Source organism: Deinococcus radiopugnans ATCC 19172 (assembly GCF_006335125.1).
Classification (GTDB): domain Bacteria; phylum Deinococcota; class Deinococci; order Deinococcales; family Deinococcaceae; genus Deinococcus; species Deinococcus radiopugnans.
Genome location: NZ_VDMO01000008.1, coordinates 125,259 through 148,606, shown reverse-complemented (window position 1 = coordinate 148,606; position 23,348 = coordinate 125,259). Strand labels below are relative to the sequence as shown.

Sequence of the window (23,348 nt, the reverse complement as noted above, 5' to 3'; positions counted from 1 at the left end):
TACACTGCCGGGCGTGAGGGTCCGTTTGTTGCCACGCCAGCTTGCCGGGGCCACCAGAAAGACCGGGGCATCGGGGGCACCCAGGCCACGGCCCGCCGGGCGCCGTATGACCCTGCGCTGGCGGCTGACCCTGTTCTACACGGCGCTGCTGGCTGTCCTGCTGACCACGGTGGCCGTGACCACGCTGGTGATCATGCGCAACAACCTGATCACGAGTGTCAACCGCGACCTGAGCAACACCTATGGACGATTCGTGCAGTTGCTGCCTTCATTGAGCCTGACGCCCTCCAACGACATCAACCGGGATTCGGCTGGTGACCAGAGAAGTGTGCGCTATCAGTTCCCCAACTACGCCCTTCAGCTTGAGCAATTGCCGTTCTACAGCCAGGCCAGCCTGTTTCAGTCGCTGGAGAACAACGCCGAGGGTCCGAACCGCCAGGACTTTTTCGCCACCCTGAATTCCGTGCGGCTCACGTACCGGGAATCTGCAGGCATTGACCGGGACTCTCCTATTCAGCTGTCCGACAAGCAATTGGCCGAATTGATCCGTTCGCCGGGTGGCCAGCTGCTGATCGATCAGGACGTAAACGAGGCCTACCAGGACCGGCCCACCCCCATGCGTGTGCTGGTGCGGCTGGCCCCCCTGACGCTTCAACCGTCGCCGCTGGGGTTGCCGGGCAGCAACGACACGCTGACCATCGTGTACGTGGGCCGCAGCCTGGACGATATCCAGCGCACGCTGGCCGACCTGCGCAACGTGATTCTGCTGCTGTTCCTGGCCGGGCTGGTCACGGCGGGGGTGGGGGCTTACCTGCTGGCCGGACGGGCGCTGCAGCCGCTGGGGCTGGTGCAGCGCGCCGCCGAGGGAATTGGCGGCCAGAACCTGACCGAGCGTGTGCCGGAACCTGAGACCGGGGACGAGGTCCAGGCGTTGGCGGGGGCGCTGAACAACATGCTGGCCCGCCTGGAAGACAGTTTCGAGGCCCAGCGGCGCTTTACCAGCGACGCCAGCCACGAATTGCGGACCCCCGTCACCGCCATCAGCGGCCACGCCAGCTACCTGCTGCGCCGCACCAGTCCGGACGAGCAGCAAAAAGAGAGCCTCAAGATCATTCGCAGCGAGTCCGAACGCCTGACCAACCTGATCGCCAGCCTGCTGCAACTGGCCCGCTCGGACAGCGGCGCGCTGGTGATGGCCCGCGACCCGATCCTGTCCGGCCTGTTCCTGACCGAGATTGCCCGCGAGCTGATGCCGCTGGCCCAGGCTCAGCGCACGGCCCTGACGGTGGCGGGGCAGGAGGTGACGTTCGAGGGGGACGCGGACCGCCTCAAGCAGGTTCTGATCAATCTGGTCAGCAACGCCCTCAAGGCCGGCGCGCGGACCATCACCCTGAGCAGCCAGCCGGAGCAAGACGGCACTGAGGTTCGCCTGAGCGTGAGCGACGACGGGCCCGGCATTCCCGCCGATCAGCTCGACCGCCTGTTCGACCGCTTCTACCGCCTGGAAGACAGCCGCAGCCGCGACGTGGGCGGCGCGGGCCTGGGCCTGAGCATCGCGCGCGGCATCGTCGAGGCACACGAGGGCCGCATCTGGCTGGAAAGCGAGGTGGGCAAGGGAACAGTGGCGCATGTTCAACTGCCGGTGGGCGACGTGCCGGTGCTGGACGACGACGACGTGCCGTAACGGGGGCACATAAGGGGGCTGGGGAGGCAGATTGCTCTGCTTCCCCAGCCCGGTTTTGAGAATTCCTACTTCTGCAAGTCCCGCAGCCTGCGGTACAGTTCCTTTTCCTCGTCGCTGGGCGCGGCGGGCACAGTCACGTTCAGGCGCACGTACAGATCTCCCCTGCTGCCGTCCTTCTTGGGCCAGCCCTGTCCACGCAGGCGCATGCGGCGGCCCCCGCTGCTGCCGGGGGGAATGCTGAGGTTGCCGCGCCCGCTCAGGGTCTGCACGCTGATGTCGCCGCCCAGCGCCGCCACCGGAGCGGGCACGTCAGCGGTGGTGGTCAGGTGATCGCCGTCCAGATCGAAGCGGGCGTCTTCCAGCACGCGGATGGTCAGCAGCACGTCGCCGCCCCCCGGCCCCTGCCCGGCCAGCCGCAGCCGTGCGCCGTCGCGGGTGCCCGCCGGGACACGCAGGCTCAGGCGCTTGCCGTCCACGTTGATGACCTCGTCGCTGCCCGCAAAGGCTTCGGCCAGCGTGACCTGCAACTCGCCCTCCACGTTCTGCACGAAGCGCCTCCCCTGCCCCGCGCCGCCCAGACCGCCCAGCAGGTCTTCGAGGTTCACCTGCTGTCCGCCGGGAAAGCCGCCGCCCATGCCGCCCATTCCTCCGGCTCCAGCCCGGCCCCGCGCCGCCTGACCGAACAGACCCTGGAAGAAGTCGCTGAACTGCCCCGGATCGAAGCCACCCATATCGCCGCCCTGAAAGCCGCCGCTATCGCCATAGCCCGGCGGCACCTGCCCGGTGTGCCCGAACTGGTCATAGACCTTGCGCTTTTCCGGGTCATTGAGGACGGCGTACGCCTCGCCGATCTCCTTGAAACGCTCTGCGGCCTTCTCGTCGCCGGCGTTCTTGTCGGGATGGTACGTCTTGGCCGCCTTGCGGTAGGCCGCCTTGATGTCCGCATCGGACGCCCCACGGGAGACGCCCAGCACGTCGTAATAGTCTTTGTATGCCATGACGCCTCCGGCGTTGTCTAAGGGTCAAGGGTATAAGAAAAGAGGCAGGTAACGAGTCAGGGTTTTGGTTCTTCAGCCCTTAGACCCTTCGACTCTCAGACCCTTAGACACTGACCAGTTCCAGGTACAGCCCCTCCACCTTCGCCCGCGCCCACGGCGTGCGGCGCAGGAATTTCAGGCTGCTCTGGATGCTGGGGTTGGAAGAAAAGCAATTGATCGGCACGCGGCGGGCCAGTCCGTCCCAGCCGTAGGCGTCGTGCAGGCGCTCCAGCATGAGTTGCAACGTGACGCCGTGGAGGGGATCAGAGGACGTTGAGGGTTGATGGTTCATGGGTGATGGAACCTCCTGCTGTGGCTCTGGCATCTGCTCGTCTTGTTCCATCAACCGTCCTCTATCAACCATCACCCCTTGCGGCTCACAACCACGCGCGCCGGGCGCACCAGTCGGTCACCCATGCGGAAGCCTGCCTGAAACACCTGCACGATCTTGTCGTCCTCATCGCCGGGAACCACCTGAAGCGCCTCGTGCCACTGGGGATCGAAGTGCTCGCCCTCCTGCCCGGTCACTTCCAGGCCCAGCTTGGAGAAGATGGTCAGCACCTTGTTCTGCACGGCCTTCACGCCGGGAATCAGCTTGGCGGGGTCTTCCGATCCCATGGTCAGCGCGCGTTCCAGATCGTCGTAGACGGGCATCAACTGCTCGGCAGCCTTCGAGACACCCTTGTCCTCGGCGGTGTCCAGATCCTGCCCGGTGCGGGTGCGGTAGCCGTCGAAGTCGGCGGCCAGACGGCCCAGCTTGAATTTCAGATCCGCGTTTTCCTTTTCCAGCTCGTCCACGCGCTCGAGCTTGCCCATCATTTCCTGCACCTGGGCCATCATGCCCTCGTCCATGCCGGGAAAGCCCGCGAAGTCGGCGTCCTCCCCGTCCTCGTCCAGCAGTTCGGCGTCCACGATCTCGCCGTCCGCGTCGAGGGTGGGCTTATCGCCCTGAGCGGGGGTGAATTTCAGATTCTCGGTGGTGTCGGTCTCGGCGTCCGGGTTGGGCTTGCCGTTTTTCATATCGTTGTCGGTCACGGAATTACCTCGCCTTCTGAACATCGCACCAGCATAGTGACTTACATAGGGACTTTGCTGGCGGTGGAGTGCTGTCAAGGTTCAAAGAAAGAGGGAGAGGAGGCCGGGTGGGCCGTCCTCTCCCTGATCGAGACTGTGCGGGGTGGACGTTAGGGCGCGGGCTTGAAATCCGCGTCGATCACGTCGTCGTCCTCGGCCTTCTCCTTGCCGATGTTCACGCCACCGTCCTGACCCTCGGGCTGGCCCCCGGCCTGCGCCGCGTTCTGGTTGGCGGTCATGAACTCGCGCAGTTCCTCTTCCAGCCGCTTCTGGGCGTCGGCAATCTGGGTGTCGTCGTCGCTGCGGACGGCTTCCTCGGCGCTGTCGGCGGCGGCCTTCAGCTTGTCCTTGGCGTCCTGCGGGGCCGAGGCGTTCTCCTCAATCTGGCCCAGCGCCTGAACGCGCAGGCTGTCGAGGTTGTTGCGCTTCTCCACCTTCTCGCGGCGCTGCTTGTCGGCCACGGCGTTCTCCTCGGCTTCCTTGACCATCTTCTCCACGTCGCTCTTGTCGAGGGTGGTGGTGTTCTCGATGCGGATGCTGGCTTCCTTGCCGCTGTTCTTTTCCTTGGCGGTCACATGCAGGATGCCGTTAGCGTCGATGTCGAACGTCACCTCGATCTGCGGGCGTCCGGCGGGCATGGGGGGAATGCCTTCCAGCTTGAAGCGGCCCAGGCTCTTGTTGTCGTTCGCCATCGGGCGCTCGCCCTGCAACACGTTGATCTCCACGCCCGGCTGGTTGTTCTCGGCGGTGGTGTAGATCTCGGTCTTCTTGGCCGGAACGGTGGTGTTGCGGGTGATCATCGGCGCGATCATGCCGCCCTTGACCTCTACGCCCAGCGTCAGCGGGGTCACGTCCACCAGCACGATGTCGCCCAGGCTAGAGTCGCCCTGGATGATGCCGGCCTGCACCGCCGCGCCGAGGGCCACAGCCTCATCGGGGTTCACGGACTCGTTGGGGGTCTTGCCGATCAGCTCCTGCACGATGCGCTTGACGGCGGGGGTGCGGGTGCTGCCGCCCACCAGAATCACCTCGTCGATCTTGCTGGCGTCCAGCTTGGCGTCCTTGAGGGCCTGCTCGACGGGCTGGCGCACGCGGCGCAGCAGGTCGGCGGTCAGTTCCTCGAACTTGGCGCGCGTCAGCGTGCGCTCCAGGTGCATCGGGGTGCGCGTTTCGGGATCAAAGGTGATGAATGGCAGGCTGATGGAGGTTTCGGACGCATTGGACAGCTCGATCTTGGCCTTCTCGGCGGCCTCGATCAGACGCTGCAGCGCCTGCTTGTCCTTGCGCAGGTCAAAGTTGTGTTCCTTGTTGAACTCGTCGGCCAGCCAGTCCACGATGCGGTGGTCGAAGTCTGCGCCGCCCAGGTGGGTGTCCCCAGCGGTGGATTTGACCTCGAACACGCCGTCGCCCAGCTCCAGGATGGTCACGTCGAAAGTGCCGCCCCCCAGGTCGAAGACCAGCACGGTCTCGTTGCCCTTGCGCTCCAGGCCGTAGGCCAGCGCGGCGGCGGTGGGTTCGTTGATCACGCGCAGCACGTTCAGGCCCGCGATTTCCCCGGCCTGCTTGGTGGCCTCGCGCTGCGAGTTGTCGAAGTACGCGGGCACGGTGATCACGGCGTCGGTGATCTTCTGGCCCAGCTTGGCGCTGGCGTCGGCCACCAGCTTACGCAGCACCTCGGCGCTGACCTGCTCAGGGGCGTAGTCCTTGCCGTTCACCTCAATGCGAACGGAGCCGCCCTCGCCTTCCTTGACGTTGAAGGGGCTGCGGTCGGCCTCTTCCTTGACCTCGTCCCAGCGGCGGCCAATGAAGCGCTTGACCTCGAACAGGGTGGCGGCGGGGTTCAGCGCGGCCTGACGGCGGGCAATCTGCCCCACCAGACGCTCGTCGCCCTTGTACGCCACGACGGACGGCGTGGTGCGCGCGCCCTCAGAGTTCACGATCACTTCGGGCCGTCCGCCCTCCATGACAGAAATAACGGAATTGGTGGTGCCCAGGTCGATCCCAACAGCTTTAGCCATGTGTTTTGACTCCTTAGGTAAGTAGGATTCTGCCGCCACACGGGCAACAGTTCTGAAACTTGGAACAGCATAACGCTACACTTCATTAGAGTCAATAGACTTGAGTGCCATACGCTCAAGTTTAAGGAAGACTGAAGGGATCTCGCGGGCAAACTACGTCCCAGTCAAGGTTTATGGGGCGCGACGACACAGGGCATCGGCCCGCTTGAGCAGCGTGGGCAGACGATAAGGCCCGGCCATCTGCACCACGTGCCCCGCTGCCTCGGCCACGTCCAGGCCCACCGCCGTGATGAACAACGGGGTCAGGCTGTCTCCGCGCGTCACGGCCACTGCGTGCCCTGATCCCTGAAAGGCCGTCTTTGCCACGCCGATGACGGGCACGGCCACAGGTAAAACGCGGGGCAAGGCCTCGAACAGGTAAAGCCCCAGGCCAGCGCGTCCGCACGCGTCCAGGGTGACGTAGCCGTCAATCATCACAGCGTCCAGGGGATGGAGTTGAGCCGCCTGCTCCAGCAGGGCCAGCAGGCACGGCAACTCCCGCCGATAGAACGCTCCGGGCTGGTACGGCTCTACCTCCGCAACCGAGACGACGAGTTCATGCGTTGGCGTGGCGTCCGTCCACTCGCGGAACATCACTCCTGCCGCCCGCGCCGTGCCGTCCGGGCGGTAGTCCACATCCGTACAGATCAGCACCCGTCCCTCCTTTCTCCATCAACCGTCACCCATCAACAAAAAAGCCGCCCCCACCCGCAGGCGGAGGCAGCTTCAGAGTCATCCCTTACGCGCGGCTGAGGTATTGGCCGGTGCGGGTGTCCACCTTCACGTCGGTGTCCTGCTCCACGAAGAGGGGCACCTGCACGGTCGCGCCGGTTTCCAGCTTGGCGGGCTTGGTGCCGCCCGAGGCGGTGTCGCCGCGCAGGCCGGGATCGGTTTCCACGATCTTCAGGATCACCTGGTTGGGCAGCGTGATGCTCAGGGCCTTGTCGCCGTACATCGCCACCTCGACTTCGGTGTTCTCCTTCATGAATTTGGAGGCGTCGCCCACCAGGGTGGGAGGCAGCGTGACCTGCTCGAAGGTCTCCATGTCCATGAACATGTAGTCGTTGCCGTCCTTGTACAGGTACTGCATGGTCTTGCCTTCCACGTAGATGTCCTGCAGCTTTTCGGTGCTGTTGAAGGTGCGGTCGACGATGCTGCCGGATTCCATGTTGCGGAACTTGGTGACCACCTTCGCGCCGCCGCGTCCCATCTTCAGGTGCGAGTAGTCCAGGCACTCCCACAGTCCGCCGTCCATTTCCACCTTGGTGCCGTTTCTCAGTTCGGTTACGCTGATCATCTTTCGCTCCTTAGAAGGTCTGCGGGGGATCGGTAAGACCCGCTGCAGACGCTGTGCCAACCGGGGCCGCCTCGGCCTTGCGCTGCGCTTCAAGGTGGGAGCCGCTCGGTGCCGCCCGCCAGTTTAGCAGAATCGCGCCAAACCATGCGAGTGACCCTTCCCCTGCCCTGTCCGGGTTTGCTATGCTGCCAGGGTTGCCCGTTCACCCCCGCCCCCGGCCTGCTGCCCTGCTGCAAACGGCCGATGTGCGGCGGGGAGCAGAAGACGGAACGCGCCAAGGAGAGTAGACGCACATGGAACTGAACGCAAAGCCCCGCAAGAGCCAGGAAAAACTGGCCGAAGGTATGATCCCCGCCGTTGCCTACAACAAGGAAAACAACGTGTCCTTTGCCCTGGACCGCAAGACCTTTGACCGGGCCTTCCGCCAGACCAGCACCACCGGCCTGTACGACATCACCGTCGAAGGCCAGGAAACCTTTCCCGCTCTGGTCAAGACCGTGCAGATGGACAAGCGCCGCCGTGTGCCGATTCATGTGGACTTCTACATGGTGACCTACGGCGAGGCCATTGAGGTCTCCGTGCCGGTCCACACCAAGGGCAAGAGCCAGGGCGAGATCATGGGCGGCCTGCTCGACACCGTGGTTCACAACCTCGCCATCATCGCCCCCGGCCCGCGCCGCATTCCCCAGGAACTGGTCGTGGACGTGAGCAAGCTGCAGATCGGTGATCACGTCACCGCCGGACAGATCACGCTGCCCGAGGGCGTCAAGCTGAATGTGGACGAGGATCAGGTCGTGGTGAGCGTCCTGCCGCCGCGCCTGAGCGCCGAGGAAGCCGAAGCCGAAACCCAGGCCGCCCAGGTGGCGGGTCTGGTGGCGTCTGGCGAGCTGACCGAGGAAGCCGCCGCCGCCGTGCTGGAAGGCGAGGCCACCCTGGAAGAGGCCAAAGCCGAGACTACGGACGAAGCGGGCGATACCGCCGAAGCCGGCGACACCGCCAGCAGCGAAGAACAGTCCTAAGCCGTCTCAACCGTTCAGGCCGGGGTTTCCAGCAGTGGAGGCTTCCGGCCTTCGCGGCGCTCGAGTCTGGCCGGCTTTTGAGAGCTGACTTTCTCTCTTGCTCCCATCCAGGGGTTAAGCTGAGGGGTTGAAGCGGCTGGCGGCCCAGCCCCAAACTGGAGGTTTAAACACTATGGCGGAAAAAGACATTGACAAGTTGCTCTCGATGACCGACAGCAAGTACCGCTTGAGCGTGGTGACGGCCAAGCGCGCCCTGCAGCTGCGCTCCGGCGCACCCAGCGTGCTGCCCGTCGAGCAGCGCGTGCGCACCCGCAATCTGGTGACGCAGGCCATGCGCGAACTCGCCACCGGTCAACTGACCGTGGGCACTGATCTGATGGACGAGACCCGCTTTCACCAGGACTACGTGCGCCAGCGTCAGGCCCAGCTCCAGGCCCAGTTGAACGCCGAGCGTGAACGCGAGCGCGAGTAAGGTAGTGCGGGACGGCGGCGGATGGGGATAGGCCCTATCCGCCGCTTTCTATTGCCTATGCAGGTTTCATAGTCAAGGGTGACTAGAATATGTCGTCCTACAGCGGATTTTCTGCCGCCGCCCGCATGGATTTGACAGCCCCTGAATAGGGCGCTATAGTTTTTATCAACACCGCCGATTGAGGCGGATTTTTTATTGCTTGAAAGGTGCATTTGCCGAGCCAGGACGAGTGGTGGAGATTATGCAAGAAGTTCAAGCCGCTGGCAAAGAAGATGACGTGCAGTAGGACGTTTTTCGCCCCGCCGCATAGATTTGACAATTCGCGAATACCGCGCTATTTTCTTTCTATCACCGCCGAAAGGCGGGCTTTTTATTTTATACGGGATTAAATAGAATCTGGACTATGTGTCTTCCCCCTCTCCCCCTGTGGGAGAGGGAGGGAGCCGCGAAGTGGCGGAAGGGTGAGGGGGCCACCGGGCAAGCCGATTCGCCAACAGGATGGAAGGGAGTGATCTTAATTTCGTATTACTCCGCCATCCAGCACGCTCAGAGCCGTCCTGGCCGTCTCCAATTCCGCCCAGGAGGCCCGTCCCGGCGCGGCCACCTTGCTCAGGCGCACGGCGTCGTCCCAGACCTGACGGTACAACACGTCTCCGCCCAGCCTCAGCAGCAATGGCCCGTACTTCAGGGCGGCGTCGAGCGGCACGCCCTCGTAGACTGGGTCTGCACCGCTGGCCCGCTCCAGCCGCAGCACCGTGTAGGGCCAGTACCCGGCGATCAGACGTTCGGCGCGGACGTGGTAGCCCGCCTCATGCGCCCACAGACGCAGCAGCAGGGCCGAGTCATTGGGTTGCAGCACCAGGGACGGGGGCAGACTTTCCCCTGCCCGTCGCAGAATGCCCCGGATGGTGTGCGCGCCCATGCCGCATACGCTGGCGCTGTCCACCTCGCCAGGCAGGATGGGCGCGAAGCCGTCGCCCTCCCTGACCTCGATCCGGGCTTCCAGGCTGGAACGTGCCACGCTGCGCCGCGCCTGCGCCAGCGGGCCAGGGTTCAGTTCCACGGCGATGCACCTCTGCACGCGTCCCCCACGGATCAGGCGCACCGGCAGCCGGGCATGGTCACTGCCGATGTCGGCGTGGGCTTCGGCCCGAATCAGCTCCAGAACGGCTTCCAGGCGGGCGTCAAGGGTGGGCATGGGCCTCCATCGTCTCCGGCTCCGTGGGGGCGACAGGCCCATGCAGACGGCTCAACACCGAGCTGTACACACCCACCGCCAGGATCACGGCGGCAATGGCCGCGCCGTACACCAGAATGTCCGAGCCTCCTGTCCACTCCAGCGCCACCGCGAAGAAATTGACCGCCAGCGCCGTGACCACCACGCCCAGCAGCTTCTGCTTCAGGTCATCGAAGGAGGCCACCTGCAACCACTCCGGGACGTTCTGGAGCCTCCCCACGAACAGCCCTTGCAGGCCCAGCGCGATGATCAGCAGGGCCACGCCCACCAGCAGCGTGTCGGCCTGCTCCACGGCGGCCACCAGCAGGTGCTTGGTGGTCTCCGGCTCGCCCAGGTGGCGAAAGGCGTCGCCGATGGTGTGGTACGCCTGCACGATCGCGGCGACGAACAGCGCCAGGCTGAAGGCCAGCGCGCTGAACACGCCCAGGGCCACGATCAGACGCGTGAAGCCGAAGGCGCGGGCCAGCGTGCGCGAGGCCGGATTCGCCGGTTTGCGCGCCATCAGCCCTGCGGCTCGCCCTCGGGCGGCAGCGGCGTCACCGCGTCGCCCTCGTGAATCACGCCCCCCACGATCACCCGCGCGGTCAGGCCGCCGTGGCCGCGCACCGCGTTGTACCCGCCCTCACCCAGATTCTCTTCCATGCGCGAACACGGGTGACATTCGCCCGTGCCCTCCAGCACCACCTCGCCGATCCGAAAGCGGGCGTCCTTGAGGGCCAGCAGCGCGACACCGCTGACCACGATGTTGCGGCGCAGCAGCTCCGGCGTGACCGCTTCCAGCCCGGCCAGCGCAGCGATCACTGGCAGGTGTTCGGCCTGAATCAGTGTGACCTGCCGCCGTCCGGGGCCGCCGGGAATGGCCGGGTTGGACGGTCTGGGCGCTGCTTCCAACTCGCCGGACAGCGCGGTCAGGCGGGCCGGGGCGGTCTTGCCATGATCCCCGAGCAGGCCGACGAGCGGGTGCGCCTCCACCTCGGACACGCGCACCGGGGTCACGCGGCGGGCCGGGCGCAGGCCCAGCCAGTCCACCCGTCCGGGGCGGGGAAAGGTGGCGCGCAACTCTTGAATGGTCTTCACGCCCGCCATGCTATCCGCTACACTGCGGGGCATGAGGCGTCTGACCCGACGTGCGTATCCCCCCTGCCGCCTGCGGTAGGAGGTCAGTCTTAGCCTGAAATCCAGATCCCCAGAGCGGCGCGGCCAGAACGGTCTGCGTCGCCTTCCTTGCATGGAGTCAACATGAATGAAATTCGCCGGAACGTGCCTGTCGACGAGCAGATCGAAATCCTGAAACGCGGCGTCGTCGATCTGGTCACGGAAGATGACCTGCGCCGCAAGCTGGAGCAGGGCCTGGAGACGGGCAAGCCCCTGCGCGTCAAGCTGGGCGCCGATCCCACCCGGCCTGACCTGCACCTGGGCCACGCGGTGATTCTTCGCAAGATGCGGCAGTTTCAGGATCTGGGCCACCAGGTCATCATGCTGATCGGCGACTTTACCGCCATGATCGGTGACCCCAGCGGCAAGTCCAAGACCCGCCCGCCGCTGACGCTGGAAGAAACCCGCGCCAACGCCCACAGCTACCTGGAACAGTGCCGCCTGATCCTGCGTGACGAGCCGGAGGTGCTGGAAATCCGCTACAACGGCGAGTGGCTCGAACCCATGGGCTACGCCGACGTGATTCGCCTGGCCAGCAAGTACACCGTGGCCCGCATTCTGGAGCGCGACGACTTCACCAAGCGCCTGAACGCCGGCACCCCCATCAGCCTGCACGAACTGCTGTACCCGGTCACGCAGGGCTACGACTCGGTGGCGCTGGAGTCCGACGTGGAACTGGGCGGCACCGATCAATTATTCAACAATCTGGTGGGGCGCGCCCTGCAACGCGACTACGGACAGGAGGCGCAGGTGGTGATGACCCTACCCCTCCTGGTGGGCCTGGACGGCACCGAGAAGATGTCCAAGAGCCTGGACAACTACATCGGCCTGACCGACGAGCCGCACCTGATGTTCGCCAAGTTGATGAAGGTGCCCGACGCGCTGCTGGGCAACTACTTCACGCTGCTGACCGATTTGCCGCAGGCCGAGATCGCCGAACTACTGAACGGGCATCCGGTGGCGGCCCACCGTGCCCTGGCCCGCGCGGTGGTGGCGTCCCTGCATCCAGACGCTGATCTGGACGCTGCGGAAGACCGCTTCAAGAGCGTGGCGAAGGGCGGCATTCCCGACAACATTCCCAGCGTCAACGTCGCGGCGGGGCTGGACGACAGCCTGGATGCCGAGCGCATCAGCATGGCGAAACTGGTGGTGCTGGCGGGCCTGGAACCCAGCAACGGCGCGGCCCGCAAGCTGATCCAGAACCGGGGCCTGAAGCTGAACGGCGAGACCTACACCGACCCCCAGGGCCAACTGACGCGGGCCGACCTGTCAGCAGAGGGCGGCGCGGTCATCCAGAAGGGCAAGGACAAGTTTGTGCGCCTGCTTCTGGAAGACCGGCTGGGGGATTGACCCGGTCCACATCTTTACGCTACCTTCACGGGCCGCCTGCGCGCCAGGGCGAGAGGGCACGGAATAGAAAGTTATGCACAGGGCGGTGTGGATAACTTTTTGTTCCGGGGATGCCGTGTAGCACAGATAAAACTATCTCCTCTGTTCAGGAGTTATCCACAGGGGGCATGTGGACAAAGCCCGTGCCTGTGGATAAAAAATCTGACCTGCCGATGACTGTTCGTGGTCAGGGCAAGTCAGGGCTTTAAGCTTCAGGTCAAAATTGGGAAATCACGTCCGCCTCGCGCAGGGCTTCCACGCGCAGCATGTTGGTGGTGCCCTGGACGCCAAACGGCACGCCGGCGGTGATGACGTACCGGTCACCCACATCGGCCAGCCCGCTCTTCTTCAGTTCCCGATTGGCGATCCGCACCATGTCGTCGGTGTTGCGCGGATCTTCGCTCAGGATCGGCACGACGCCCCAGCTCAGCGCCAACTGGTTGCGGGTGGTCTCGTTGGGGGTCAGGGCCAGAATCGCCAGCGGGGGGCGGTTCTTGGCGATCCGCAGGGCCGCGCCACCGGTGCTGGTGAAGGCCACGATGGCGGACCCGCCCAGCTTGGCGCCGATGTTGCAGGCCGCGTAGGCAATCGAATCCTGGGCCAGGGTGGTGTCGATCACCAGCTGGCGCTGGAGCATGCTGTAGTGCTCGCTGGACTCGGCCTCGCGGGCGATGCGGTCCATCATCTCGACGGCCTCGACGGGATACAGCCCCGCCGCCGACTCTGCCGACAGCATCACGGCGTCGGTGCCGTCGTAGATGGCGTTGGCCACGTCGCTGGCCTCGGCGCGGGTCGGGCGCGGCAGGCTGATCATGCTTTCGAGCATCTGCGTGGCGGTGATCACCGGCTTGCCCGCCTCGCGGCACAGGCGGATCAGCCGTTTCTGGATGGTCGGCACCTGTTCGGCGCGCATCTCTACCCCCAAATCGCCGCGCGCCACCATGATGCCGTCCACCTCCTTGAGGATGTCCTCGAAGCGGTCGACCGCCTGCGGCTTTTCGATCTTGGCCATCAGCTTGGCGCGTGAACCGAAGCGCGACAGGTAGTGCCGGGCCAGCAGCAGATCGTCGCGCGAGCGCACGAAGCTCAGGGCCACCCAGTCCACGCCCAGCTCCGCGCCGAACTCCATGTCGGACACGTCCTTGTCGGACAGGGCGGGCACGCTAAGGTCGGCTTCGGGCACGTTGATGCCCTTGTTGTTCTTCAGGACGCCGCCGATCACCACGCTGGTCAGGATGTCGTTGCCGCGCACGCCCTCGACACGCAGGGCCATGTTGCCGTCGTCGAGCAGCAGCGCCATCCCGGGATGCACGTCGCGGATCAGGTCCTTGTAGGTGGTGGACACGCGGGTGGCGTCGCCCTCCACATCATCCATCGTGATGGTGAAGTGATCGCCCGCCGCCAGCGTCACGGACCCCTCAGCAAAGCGCCCGACACGAATCTTGGGGCCTTGCAAATCCTGCAGGATGCCTATCGTGAGGCCCTTCTGGGCGGCCAGTTCACGGACCATGGTGTAGGTCTGGCGGTGGTCTTCGGGATCGCCGTGGCTGAAGTTCATGCGGACGACGTTCAGGCCCGCGTCCATCATGCGGCCCAGCACCTCGGGGCTACGGCTGGCCGGTCCGACGGTGGCGACAATTTTGGTGGCTCGATCAAAATGTTTCATGGCATGCCTCGTTTGCGATGGAGCTCAAAAGACCAGTGTACTTGGAAGTGATTCCAGCTGCATCTGAAGAGGCGGCGAAGGCTGGAATGTTCCTCGGTCTTCCAGCGTCCGCCGCCTGTGTTTTCCCGTTACCTCAGCGCCTTGCGGCCCGGATACACCGCGCGGTCGCCCAGCATGTCCTCGATCCGCAGCAGCTGGTTGTACTTGGCGATGCGGTCACTGCGGCTGGCCGAGCCGGTCTTGATCTGCCCGGCGTTGGTGGCGACCGCCAGATCGGCGATGAACGAATCCTCGGACTCGCCGCTGCGGTGGCTGATGATGGTGCCGTAACGGTGCCGCTTGGCGAGTTCGATGGCGTCCATGCTCTCGGTCAGCGAGCCGATCTGGTTGACCTTCACCAGAATCGCGTTGCCCACGCCGGTATCGATGCCGCGTTGCAAGCGTTCGGGGTTGGTCACGAACAGATCGTCACCCACCAGTTGCACCCTGTCGCCAATTTTGGTGGTCAGCGCCTGCCAGCCGTCCCAGTCGTCCTCGGCCAGACCGTCCTCAATGCTGACGATGGGAAAGCGGCCTGCCCAGTCGGCCCAGAAATCCACCATCTCGGCGGTGGTCAGCACGCGGCCCTCGCTTTCCAGGTGGTAGTTGCCATCCTTATACAGCTCGGTCACGGCGGGGTCCAGCGCGATGCAGATGTCCTTGCCCGCCTCGTAGCCGGCCTTCTCGATGGCCTCCAGCAGCACTTCAAGGGCTTCCTCGTTGCTCTTGAGGTCAGGGGCAAAGCCGCCCTCGTCGCCCACGTTGGTGTTGTAGCCGCGCCCGCTCAGCACTTTCTTGAGGCTGTGGAAGGTCTCGGCCCCGTAACGCAGCGCCTCGCGGAAGCTGGGCGCCCCCACCGGCATCACCATGAATTCCTGAAAGTCCACCGAGTTGTCGGCGTGCGCGCCGCCGTTGATCACGTTCATCATCGGCACCGGCAGGGTCTTGGCGTTGCTGCCGCCCAGATAACGGTACAGCGGCACGCCCAGTTCCTCGGCGGCGGCGCGGGCGGTGGCCAGGCTGACGGCCAGGATGGCGTTGCCGCCCATGTTGCCCTTATTGGGCGTGCCGTCCAGCTGCATCAGCGCGGCGTCCACCGCACCCTGATCGCTGGCGTCCAGACCCACCACCGCAGGCCCCAGGGCCTCGTTCACGTTCTTCACGGCCTTCTGCACGCCCTTGCCGCCGTAACGGCTGCCGCCGTCGCGCAGTTCCAGCGCCTCGTGGGTGCCGGTGCTGGCCCCGCTGGGAACGATGGCGCGGCCCACGTAGCCGCTGTCCAGATGAACCTCAGCCTCCACGGTGGGGTTTCCGCGCGAGTCCAGCACTTCACGGGCGATCACTTTTTCAATGTTCATGACGAGTCCTCCTGAACGTCACCCCTTCCGGCGCCGGGCCAGCGAGTAGGTGTATCCCGGACACTATAAGCGCCGCGTGTCCGGTGGTGGTGCCGGCGGTCTAACCGTGGCGAAGAGAGATCAAAAAACACGGCTGAGACGAAAGTTATCCACAAAAGTTATCCACAGGCGGAATAGCTGTGGATAACTTTGCTGAAAACTGAGTAATGTTTCTGCGGAACTGAATTAGGAGCAGGGAGGTCATCCCCGCATGCCCCGTGCCGCCCCTGGTTGGCCCTTTAAACGCGTAGCGTGACCATGACGGCCATGTAGCCACCTCCACCGCTCGCGCGGAAGATGGCGGGGCTTGTGGAGCCCGAGAACAGAAGTTCGGCCTCTCCCTCAATCGGGCCGAGGGCATCGAGAACGTGCCGAGCGTTGAAGGCCAGGCTCATGGCCGGCTCCACGCCGCCCTGCGTGACTGCCAGCGTGTCCTGCGCGCGGCCGTAATCGCCCTCGGCGGCCAGGCGCAACTGCCCTTCCGAAACCAGAAACTCGACGCGGTTGTTGGCGTTTTTGTCAGCCAGCACGGCCACGCGGTTGACGGCCTCCTTCAGGGCGGTGGCGGGCAGCGTGACCTGCAACTTGATGTCCTTGGGGATCACGCGCTCGTAATCGGGGAAGTCGCCGTCCAGCAGCTTGAGGTTCATCCGCACGCGGTCGGTGGTCACGCTGAGCATGCCCTCGCCGTAGGTGAAGCGCGCCTCGCCATCCTTGAGCACGCGGATCAGCTCGTCCACGCTGCGGGCGGGAATGATCAGGTTGCGCCCGTCGCCGCTGGCCGGGAAGTCGCGGATCGCCACCCGATAACCGTCGCTGGCGACCACCCGCGCCGACCCCGTCTCGTTGTGGTGTTCGAGCTTGATGCCCCGGAACACGGCCTGAAACGCCTCGTTGCTGGCGGCGTAGCGCACGCTGCCCAGCGCGCGGGCCAGTTCCTCGGCATTCAGGCTGAGATCGGCGTTGCTGGGAAAGCTCAGGGGCGGGTACGCCTCGGTGTCGCCGGTCTGCAATTTGAAATCCGAGCCGCCCGCCCGCACCGCCAGCTCCTGCCCCACCAGCTCCAGTTCCACCAGCTCGCCGCCCAGATTGCGGACGATCTGCGCAAACAGGTGCGCCGGAACCACGAAATCTTTGGGCTCCTGCACTTCGGCCGGCACAAAGCACGACAGATCGATTTCCAGGTTCGTGCCGCTCAGCGTCAGCCCGGTCTCGCTCGCCTCGACTTTCAGCGAGGTCAGCAGCGGGTTGCTGCTTCGACTGGGCACCACCCGTTCCAACAAACCCAGGCCCTCGCTCAGAACTTTTTTCGTGACGTGGGCTTTCATGCCTGATCCTTTCGGGTGGCTTTGCCGGATTCCAACTTCGGATTTCGTCTCATTTCAACGTCTCACTTTTTGGGCTTGGTCTAAGATTTCTGGCTTGCCTTCCAACCCCTATCTCTTACCTGTCTTTATTAACTATAAAAGATAGTAGTAGTAGTAATAGGGCCTGTGGAAACTGTGGAAAAGTGGCTTGCGCCAGCGCTGGGCGCAGGTTTGACCTGTGGACAAAATTGTGGATAAGTGGCACTTGCCTGTGGATAACCTGTGGATAAAAAGGGGGGTTATCCACAGGGGTGGGAAAGGGGCGAGTTATCCACAAAGTTATCCACAGAAAAAACAGGGTTATCCACAGGTTATCCACAGGGTTATCCACAGCTTGTGAAACTCTGCACACCGTTTTGGAACGGGTTTTGGAACTTATTTAACTGGGAGGAGAATACTCTGCAGAGATTACGCATCCAAATCCTCGTCATCCAGCCCCTGCATCTTGCGCCGGAGCAGTTCGACCGAAGCCGTCACTTCCTGATCCTTGCCCAATTGCTCGGTGACCTTGCTGATGGCGTGCATAACGGTGGAATGGTCTCGGCCGAAGAACTGTCCGATTTCCGGCAGCGAGTGATCGGTCAGCTCGCGGATCAGGTACTGGGCCACCTGACGCGGCACCACCACCTCACGCACGCGACCTGAACCACGAATGACGTCGGGCGGCATATTGAAGTGCGACGCCACCTGCCGCAGCACGTCCATCATCTCCACCTTGACTTCCTGCGGCGCGAAGATGTTGCTCAGCGCTTTGGCGGCCACCGCCCGCGAGAACGGCACGTTGTTCAGGCTGGAAAACGCCACCACACGCATCAGCGCCCCTTCCAGCTCGCGGATGTTCTTGGTCACCTGCCGGGCAATCAGTTCCAGCACGTCCTGCGGAATATCAATGCGGTTGTGCTCGGCGTTCATCTTGAGAATTGCCACCCGCGTCTCGTACTCCGGCGACTGGATGTCGGTAATCAGACCCCACTCGAAACGGCTGCGCAGCCGGCCTTCCAGGGTCTGGATGTCCTTGGGCGGGCGATCCGAGCTGAGGATGATCTGCTTGTGGTTCTCGTACAGCGCGTTGAAGGTGTGGAAGAACTCCTCCTGGGTGCGCTCCTTGCCGGCCAGAAACTGGATGTCGTCCACCAGCAGCAGGTCCACGCTGCGGTAGCGGTTGCGGAACTGGGTCATCTTGTCGTCGCGGATGGCGTTGATCAGGTCATTGGTAAACGACTCGGTGGACACGTACTCGATGCGTTTTTCGGGGAAGCGCTCGGACATGTAGTGGCCCACCGCATGCATCAGGTGGGTCTTGCCCAGGCCCACATCCCCGTAGATGAACAGCGGGTTGTACGCCTTGCCGGGCGATTCGGCCACGCCCATCGCCGCCGCGTGGGCGAGGTTGTTGTTCGGCCCCACCACGAAGTTTTCGAATGTGTACTTGGGATTCAGCCGCTTGCGGTTCTCGGCCTGGTCCTGCGCCGAGGGACCGCCGGGCGTGCTGGGCGGCGGCCTGCCAGGCGCAGGAGAGGGGTCAGCCGGGGAAAACAGCGTGTCCTGGGCGGCAGGCAACACCTGAAAGCTGACCTGCGGGTTCTGCGCGCCCAGCGAGCGCAGGGCGTCTTCCAGCAGTTCCAGGTAGTGCTTGCGAAACCATTCCTGCGCGAAGGAATTGCGGACGCCCAGCACCAGCGATCCCTCCTGCACGCCCAGGTTTTTGACCGGGGCGAACCAGGTGTGGTACTCGACTTCCGAGATATTTTTGCGGACGTACCCCAGCACGTCCGACCAGATTTCCTGCGAGATAGGCGCGCACCTCCCTTACGTACTGCGTAGCGCGGGTCAGCATACCACCCACCCTGCCCGCCTTCTGACCCGGATTGCGGGAGCTTCAGCCGCCCAGCGATGCCAGAATTTCGCGCTCACGCTCGGGGGTCAGGGCGTAGTTGAGGTCCGCATTCCTGCTCCATTCGCGCGTCTCCCGCGTCGTCACCGCCGGATCGCTCAGGGTCAGACCGGCCGCGACGGCTCGCGCGTTGTCCACGTCCATCAGGCCGCTCTGCTCGCCCCCAGCGGGGATGTAGACGGGCAGTTCCTTGAAGCCCAGACCGTTCGTCTCCAGCGTCTTCGCGTCCACCCAGACGGGTTCGGAGACGCCCAGCACCGTCATGAAGTCGGCCCAGCCGATTCTCGGCCCGGCCAGATTGAAGACGCCATCGATGCCGTCCTCAACGACTTTGACTGTGAAGCGTGCCAGATCGCGGGCGTCGATCACCTGCAGGAAGTCCGAGCCGTCGCCGGGGGCCAGGACCTGCCCGCCCCGCGCGGCGCGGTCCACCCAGTACGGGTAGCGCGCGGTGTGATCGAACGGCCCGGCCACGATCTGCGGACGCAGGACTGTGCAGTGATCGCCGTAGAGCTCGCGGACGATGTTCTCGCAAGTGACTTTCAGGGGGCCGTAGGTCTGCCCCGAAACCTCGGTCACGTCCTCGGCGGCGGGCGGCGAGAGCGGATCGTCCTCGCGCACGGGGTGGCGTTCCGGCTCGGCGTAGACGCTCACGGTGCTGACGAAAACGTAGCGCCCCACGTGGCCCCGCAGCTCCTCCGCGCTGGCGCGCACCTGCCGGGGCGTGTAGCCGCTGACATCCACGCAGGCGTCCCACTCCCGGCCGGTCAGGGCCCTCAGACCCGCCTTGCCCTCGTTACGGTCCCCCTGCAGGCGCTCGACGGCTTCGGGCAACTCGTCCTTCGACTTGCCGCGCGTCAGGACCGTAACCGCGTGGCCGGAGTCCACGAAGGCCTCCACGATGTGCCGCCCCACGAACTGTGTGCCGCCCAGAATCAGGATGTTCATGCCTTCACGATAGAGCGGCCAGAATAGAGCGCATGAAAGTCCGCTTCACACGCCAGGGCGTGCGCGTCCGCATCGACGATCTGGAACTCGCGGCCCTGGGGCGTGGCGAGCAGTTGAAGCTGGAGACGCTGTGGCAGGGCGGTGGGTGGAGGCTGGACCTCGATCCCCATTCAAACGGCGTTTCGGGACTCGGGGGTGGGCTGAGCGTCGGCCTGCAAAGCCTGCTCTCCACGCTGGCCGAGCCTGCCCGTGAGGGCGTAACGCTCCAGGGGCCGCCACGCGTGGACGTGGAAAAGGATTTTGGACCTCCGCACGTGTGAAGCTGTCCTCAGCGCCGCGCCCAGCGGCCGCCCACCTCCTCCGCCAGCCCCATCAGTTGCAGCATGACCAGGGCGGTCTGCAACTCCGGCAGGGTCAGCCCTGTGGTGGCCTGGAGATCGTCCAGTGTGGCAGGGGCATTCAGGGCCGCCAGCGCACGGGCCTGTTCGGGAGGTAGATCCGGGCTGGGGGCAGCGGGTGCCTGCCCCCAGCCCAGCTCGTCCAGCACGTCCTGGGCGGATTCGGTCAGCACTGCGCCGTCGCGAATCAGGGCGTGGGGACCGGCAGCGCGGGGATCGCCCGCCCGGCCCGGCACCGCGAAAACCGTGCGCCCGCATTCCAGCGCGTGGGTGGCGGTGATCAGGCTGCCCGATTTGCGCTCGCCCTCCACCACCAGCGTTCCGGCGGAGAGGGCTGCGATCAGGCGGTTGCGCGTCGGAAAGTGGTGCTGGGCCGGGCCGGTGTCCAGCGGATACTCGCTGATCAGGGTCAGGCGCCCGGCCAGCGCCCCATTCTCACGCGGGTAGATCACGTTCACCGCGCTGCCCAGAATGCCGATGCTGTGGCCTCCGGCCTCCACCGCCGCGCCGTGTGCCGCCGTGTCGATGCCGCGCGCCAGGCCGCTGACCACCACCACGTCTGCCCGCGCCAGCTCGCCCGAAATCTTGCGGGTCAGGCTGACCGCGTGGGGACTGGCCGCCCGCGTGCCCACGATGCCCACGGCGCGCGGCACCACGCTCAATTCCGGCAGTTCGCCCAGGACCCACAGGACGGGGGGCGGATCTCCCAGGGCCTCCAGCGCCTCCGGGTAACCGTCCAGTCCTCGGCCCAGCAGGGTCACGCCCATCCGCCTGGCCTTTTCCAACTCGGCCTGAGCTTCCGCTGCCGCCTTGGCGTTGCCCAGACCGGCCACGTTTCTGGCGTCCAGCCCCGGCACGTCGCGCAACCTGGTCAGTGGCGCACGCAGGGCCGCCCCCGCACTGCCGAAGTGCCGCCGCAGGGCCTCAATTCGGCGCGGTCCCAGGTTGGGGGTCAGGCGCAGGGTCAGCAGGGCCAGCAGTTCGGAGGTGTCGGGGGTGGGCGCAGCACGGGTCACGCGTTCAGGATAGGCGGCGACTCTTCCAGCTTCCTTTCCAGACCCTGCTCTGCCTCAGTCGGTTCTGGCCTCATACGGACTCCGATTGAAAGGTGTTGAAAACACCTGGAAATCCGAGCAGCGCGAGGAGAAAAACGGATTCCGTATCAGTCCTCGTCGCCCAGCGCCGCCCCTGGGATGGTCAGCACGAACTCCGCGCCGCCCTGCGGGTGGGTGCCGCCGCTCAGGCCGCCGCCGTGCATGGCCGCGATCTGGCGCGACACGCTCAGGCCCAGGCCGCTGCTGCCCGCGCCGCTGACAAACGGCTCGAAGATGCGCTCGCCCAGCTCGGGCGGCAGGCCGGGGCCGCTGTCGCGCACGGTGAAGGTCAGCCTGTCCGCCGTTTCTTTTAGGGTCAGCGTGACGCTGCCGTTCGGGCCAGCGGCGCGGCGGGCGTTGGCCAGCAGGTTGCGGATGGCCTGGGTCAGCCGGTCCGGGTCACACAGGATGCCGCCGGTCCAGTCGCCCGCAAACGTGGTGCCGGGCACCAGCCGTTCCAGCCGCTCCTGCAGGGTGCGCGCCGGGATGTAGTGCCACGCCAGCTTCAGCTCCAGCTGGCCGCGGGCCAGTTGCATCAGGTCCTGGGTGGTGAAGGTCAGTTCGTCGGCCACCAGCGCGGCGCGGCGCACCTCGGGGTCGTCGGTGCGCTCCTCGGCGCGGCGCAGGCTGGCCTTCAACACGGTCAGCGGCGCGCCCAACTCATGCACGATCTGGCCCAGCAACTGCTTCTCGCGCGCCTGCCCGGCCTCGATGCGGACCAGCAGGCGGTTGATGGCGCTGAGCAGGCGGTGGACCTCGTCCTCGCGGGCGGGCAGCGGTAGGGTTGCCAGGCTGCGGGTGGGATCAATCTGATCGGCCAGGTTCGCCGCCCCCTGCAGTCCCGACAGCGCCCGGCGGCCCACCCACCAGCCCACCAGCAGCAGGATCAGCGGCGTGCAGATCAGCGCGGCCAGCAGGGCGCTGACGGCACTCTGGCGGGCGGCGATCAGTTCGGTTTCGGGCAGGCCCACCCACAGCGTGCCCACCAGCCCCACCTTGCGCTCCACGGCCCGCACGGGCGTGTTCTGAATCATGACATTGCCTGGTTTCTGGAACGGAAAAGGCGCGTCCTTGTAATCGTTCAGGGCTGTGCTGGTCGCGTAGACCTTGCCGTCACCGTCGATCAGCATGGTGTAAGCGCCGACTCCGCCCGCCGTCTTGCCCAGGCCTGCGCCAGGGTTAGTGAACGCCTCGGCCAGTGTTTCAGCGCGGTCATTCAGACGGGCGTTGAACTGCTGGTCCATGCGCGAGAGAAGCAGTGAGACCACGCCCAGACTGATCAGCATGATCAGGGCCAGCGCCAACAGGCTGTAGGTGGCCGCCAGCCGGAAGCGCAGGCTGTGGCGCCACGCCACCCGCGCCGAGGACAGACTGGCCCCCGGCGTCAATGCCCCGCCCCGCCGTGTGCCAGTTGCTGGCACGGGCGGGGCGGGGCGTGCGGGAGGCAGCATGCGGCTCAGGCTTGCAGCACGTAGCCGACGTTGCGGATGGTGCGGATTTTCAGGTCGCTGTCGGACTGTTCCAGTTTCTTGCGCAGCTGTGAGATGCGGACCTCCACGCTGTTGCTGTTGGGCGTTTCCCAGCCGTACAGGTGAGACTCGATATCCGCCCGCGAGAACACCCGTTCGGGGGTCCGCATCATTAGTTCCAGGATGCGCGCCTCGTGCTCGGTCAGGTTGATGCTCTTGTCGTTCACCGTCAGCAGCAGGCTGGAGGTGCTGAGGCTGGTGTTGCCCAGGTTCACCCCGGTGCCGGCGGCGGTGCGGCGCAGCAGGGCGGTAATCCGGGCGTCCAGTTCCGGCATGGCGAACGGCTTGGTCAGGTAGTCGTCGGCCCCGGCATTCAGCCCGGCCACCCGCTCCTGCACGCCGCTGCGGGCCGACAGCACCAGCACGGGGGTGCTGCTGTACTGCCGCAGCGCCTGCACCAGATCCAGGCCGTCGCCGTCGGGCAGGTTCAGGTCCAGCAGGATCAGCTGGGCGCTGTGCATGCCCAGCCAGGACTGCGCGTCGCGCAGGGTGGCGGCGTGATGCACCTGATAGTCGGCGGACAGGTATTCCTTGAGCAGCGGCCCGAGGTGTGGATCGTCTTCTACAACCAGAATCTGCGCGAGCATGCACTCTC

22 protein-coding genes are annotated in these 23,348 nt (G+C 65.2%); 5 read left to right on the top strand and 17 right to left on the bottom strand.

Annotated features, from left to right (window positions below):
- The first annotated feature begins 106 nt into the window (after positions 1-106).
- Positions 107-1,684 carry a sensor histidine kinase gene (locus FHR04_RS09210; protein ID WP_139402757.1) on the top strand — a complete coding sequence of 526 codons (1,578 nt, stop codon included), beginning with the start codon at positions 107-109 and terminating at the stop codon, positions 1,682-1,684.
- 65 nt (positions 1,685-1,749) lie between these two features.
- Here FHR04_RS09210 and FHR04_RS09205 read toward each other — a convergent pair whose 3' ends face one another.
- The 6 genes from FHR04_RS09205 to efp form a co-directional block, all read right to left on the bottom strand.
- Entirely contained in the window at positions 1,750-2,682 is a 933-nt protein-coding gene (locus tag FHR04_RS09205; RefSeq protein WP_039681517.1) for a DnaJ C-terminal domain-containing protein, read from the bottom strand.
- A gap of 103 nt (positions 2,683-2,785) precedes the next feature.
- Entirely contained in the window at positions 2,786-3,013 is a 228-nt protein-coding gene (locus FHR04_RS09200; RefSeq protein ID WP_039681516.1) for a VF530 family protein, read from the bottom strand.
- Positions 3,014-3,084: 71 nt separating this feature from the next.
- On the bottom strand, positions 3,085-3,741 hold the full coding sequence (locus tag FHR04_RS09195; protein WP_139402756.1) for a nucleotide exchange factor GrpE: 657 nt from the start codon (positions 3,739-3,741) through the stop codon (positions 3,085-3,087).
- Positions 3,742-3,905: 164 nt separating this feature from the next.
- A complete protein-coding gene (dnaK, locus tag FHR04_RS09190) occupies positions 3,906-5,813 on the bottom strand; it encodes a molecular chaperone DnaK (RefSeq protein ID WP_139402665.1) in 1,908 nt (635 codons plus the stop codon).
- A 171-nt stretch (positions 5,814-5,984) separates the two neighbouring features.
- Entirely contained in the window at positions 5,985-6,506 is a 522-nt protein-coding gene (locus FHR04_RS09185; RefSeq protein ID WP_139402663.1) for an endonuclease V, read from the bottom strand.
- An 85-nt stretch (positions 6,507-6,591) separates the two neighbouring features.
- Entirely contained in the window at positions 6,592-7,149 is a 558-nt protein-coding gene (efp, locus tag FHR04_RS09180; protein WP_039681512.1) for an elongation factor P, read from the bottom strand.
- Positions 7,150-7,442: 293 nt separating this feature from the next.
- On the opposite strand from efp, the gene FHR04_RS09175 reads away from it, so the two are divergent.
- Together FHR04_RS09175 and rpoZ are read left to right on the top strand one after the other, a co-directional pair.
- Entirely contained in the window at positions 7,443-8,168 is a 726-nt protein-coding gene (locus tag FHR04_RS09175) for a 50S ribosomal protein L25/general stress protein Ctc (RefSeq protein WP_139402661.1), read from the top strand.
- A 172-nt stretch (positions 8,169-8,340) separates the two neighbouring features.
- Complete coding sequence (gene rpoZ, locus FHR04_RS09170) at positions 8,341-8,640, top strand: DNA-directed RNA polymerase subunit omega (protein WP_039681510.1); 300 nt, start codon at positions 8,341-8,343, stop codon at positions 8,638-8,640.
- Positions 8,641-9,154: 514 nt separating this feature from the next.
- Here rpoZ and FHR04_RS09165 read toward each other — a convergent pair.
- From FHR04_RS09165 to FHR04_RS09155, 3 genes are read right to left on the bottom strand one after another with little or no spacing between them, the layout of a single operon-like run.
- Positions 9,155-9,838, bottom strand: coding sequence for a tRNA (adenine(22)-N(1))-methyltransferase TrmK (locus FHR04_RS09165; RefSeq protein WP_139402659.1), 684 nt, complete (start codon positions 9,836-9,838; stop codon positions 9,155-9,157).
- On the bottom strand, positions 9,825-10,379 hold the full coding sequence (locus FHR04_RS09160) for a YqhA family protein (protein ID WP_139402657.1): 555 nt from the start codon (positions 10,377-10,379) through the stop codon (positions 9,825-9,827). The genes FHR04_RS09165 and FHR04_RS09160 overlap by 14 nt, the downstream gene beginning before the upstream one ends.
- Positions 10,379-10,954 carry an MOSC domain-containing protein gene (locus tag FHR04_RS09155; RefSeq protein WP_183944772.1) on the bottom strand — a complete coding sequence of 192 codons (576 nt, stop codon included), beginning with the start codon at positions 10,952-10,954 and terminating at the stop codon, positions 10,379-10,381. Before FHR04_RS09155 ends, FHR04_RS09160 begins: the two co-directional genes overlap by 1 nt.
- A 162-nt stretch (positions 10,955-11,116) precedes the next feature.
- Here FHR04_RS09155 and tyrS point away from each other — a divergent pair, with 162 nt between their 5' ends.
- Entirely contained in the window at positions 11,117-12,382 is a 1,266-nt protein-coding gene (tyrS, locus tag FHR04_RS09150) for a tyrosine--tRNA ligase (RefSeq protein WP_139402653.1), read from the top strand.
- Positions 12,383-12,638: 256 nt separating this feature from the next.
- On the opposite strand, the gene pyk is transcribed toward tyrS, so the two are convergent.
- The 5 genes from pyk to FHR04_RS09125 form a co-directional block, all read right to left on the bottom strand.
- Positions 12,639-14,087, bottom strand: coding sequence for a pyruvate kinase (pyk, locus tag FHR04_RS09145; protein WP_139402651.1), 1,449 nt, complete (start codon positions 14,085-14,087; stop codon positions 12,639-12,641).
- A 128-nt stretch (positions 14,088-14,215) separates the two neighbouring features.
- Positions 14,216-15,484: a phosphopyruvate hydratase gene (gene eno / locus FHR04_RS09140; protein ID WP_139402649.1), complete on the bottom strand. Its 1,269-nt coding sequence runs from the start codon at positions 15,482-15,484 to the stop codon at positions 14,216-14,218.
- A 278-nt stretch (positions 15,485-15,762) separates the two neighbouring features.
- The gene (dnaN, locus tag FHR04_RS09135) at positions 15,763-16,851 is read right to left on the bottom strand and encodes a DNA polymerase III subunit beta (protein ID WP_139402647.1); all 1,089 of its coding nucleotides are present in this window, start codon (positions 16,849-16,851) and stop codon (positions 15,763-15,765) included.
- A gap of 447 nt (positions 16,852-17,298) precedes the next feature.
- A complete protein-coding gene (gene dnaA, locus FHR04_RS09130; RefSeq protein ID WP_375782568.1) occupies positions 17,299-18,660 on the bottom strand; it encodes a chromosomal replication initiator protein DnaA in 1,362 nt (453 codons plus the stop codon).
- Positions 18,661-18,769: 109 nt separating this feature from the next.
- Positions 18,770-19,732, bottom strand: a complete 963-nt coding sequence (locus FHR04_RS09125; RefSeq protein ID WP_139402645.1) for an NAD-dependent epimerase/dehydratase family protein — start codon at positions 19,730-19,732, stop codon at positions 18,770-18,772.
- A gap of 32 nt (positions 19,733-19,764) precedes the next feature.
- Here FHR04_RS09125 and FHR04_RS09120 point away from each other — a divergent pair, with 32 nt between their 5' ends.
- Positions 19,765-20,052, top strand: a complete 288-nt coding sequence (locus FHR04_RS09120) for a hypothetical protein (RefSeq protein ID WP_139402643.1) — start codon at positions 19,765-19,767, stop codon at positions 20,050-20,052.
- 8 nt (positions 20,053-20,060) lie between these two features.
- Here FHR04_RS09120 and dprA read toward each other — a convergent pair whose 3' ends face one another.
- From dprA to FHR04_RS09105, 3 genes are all read right to left on the bottom strand, one after another.
- Positions 20,061-21,146: a DNA-processing protein DprA gene (gene dprA / locus FHR04_RS09115; RefSeq protein ID WP_139402641.1), complete on the bottom strand. Its 1,086-nt coding sequence runs from the start codon at positions 21,144-21,146 to the stop codon at positions 20,061-20,063.
- Positions 21,147-21,292: 146 nt separating this feature from the next.
- The gene (locus FHR04_RS09110; RefSeq protein ID WP_249039057.1) at positions 21,293-22,612 is read right to left on the bottom strand and encodes a sensor histidine kinase; all 1,320 of its coding nucleotides are present in this window, start codon (positions 22,610-22,612) and stop codon (positions 21,293-21,295) included.
- A gap of 68 nt (positions 22,613-22,680) precedes the next feature.
- A complete protein-coding gene (locus FHR04_RS09105) occupies positions 22,681-23,340 on the bottom strand; it encodes a response regulator transcription factor (protein WP_039686169.1) in 660 nt (219 codons plus the stop codon).
- Between the last annotated feature and the right edge of the window lie 8 nt (positions 23,341-23,348).

Coding starts and splice junctions, on each gene's coding strand:
- FHR04_RS09195 (WP_139402756.1), bottom strand. CDS start 3,741: ATGAAAAACGGCAAGCCCAACCCGGACGCCGAGACCGACACCACCGAG.
- FHR04_RS09175 (WP_139402661.1), top strand. CDS start 7,443: ATGGAACTGAACGCAAAGCCCCGCAAGAGCCAGGAAAAACTGGCCGAA.
- tyrS (WP_139402653.1), top strand. CDS start 11,117: ATGAATGAAATTCGCCGGAACGTGCCTGTCGACGAGCAGATCGAAATC.
- FHR04_RS09120 (WP_139402643.1), top strand. CDS start 19,765: ATGAAAGTCCGCTTCACACGCCAGGGCGTGCGCGTCCGCATCGACGAT.
- pyk (WP_139402651.1), bottom strand. CDS start 14,087: ATGAAACATTTTGATCGAGCCACCAAAATTGTCGCCACCGTCGGACCG.
- FHR04_RS09210 (WP_139402757.1), top strand. CDS start 107: ATGACCCTGCGCTGGCGGCTGACCCTGTTCTACACGGCGCTGCTGGCT.
- efp (WP_039681512.1), bottom strand. CDS start 7,149: ATGATCAGCGTAACCGAACTGAGAAACGGCACCAAGGTGGAAATGGAC.
- FHR04_RS09105 (WP_039686169.1), bottom strand. CDS start 23,340: ATGCTCGCGCAGATTCTGGTTGTAGAAGACGATCCACACCTCGGGCCG.
- FHR04_RS09200 (WP_039681516.1), bottom strand. CDS start 3,013: ATGAACCATCAACCCTCAACGTCCTCTGATCCCCTCCACGGCGTCACG.
- dnaK (WP_139402665.1), bottom strand. CDS start 5,813: ATGGCTAAAGCTGTTGGGATCGACCTGGGCACCACCAATTCCGTTATT.
- FHR04_RS09205 (WP_039681517.1), bottom strand. CDS start 2,682: ATGGCATACAAAGACTATTACGACGTGCTGGGCGTCTCCCGTGGGGCG.
- FHR04_RS09165 (WP_139402659.1), bottom strand. CDS start 9,838: ATGCCCACCCTTGACGCCCGCCTGGAAGCCGTTCTGGAGCTGATTCGG.
- FHR04_RS09125 (WP_139402645.1), bottom strand. CDS start 19,732: ATGAACATCCTGATTCTGGGCGGCACACAGTTCGTGGGGCGGCACATC.
- dnaN (WP_139402647.1), bottom strand. CDS start 16,851: ATGAAAGCCCACGTCACGAAAAAAGTTCTGAGCGAGGGCCTGGGTTTG.
- eno (WP_139402649.1), bottom strand. CDS start 15,484: ATGAACATTGAAAAAGTGATCGCCCGTGAAGTGCTGGACTCGCGCGGA.
- rpoZ (WP_039681510.1), top strand. CDS start 8,341: ATGGCGGAAAAAGACATTGACAAGTTGCTCTCGATGACCGACAGCAAG.
- FHR04_RS09160 (WP_139402657.1), bottom strand. CDS start 10,379: ATGGCGCGCAAACCGGCGAATCCGGCCTCGCGCACGCTGGCCCGCGCC.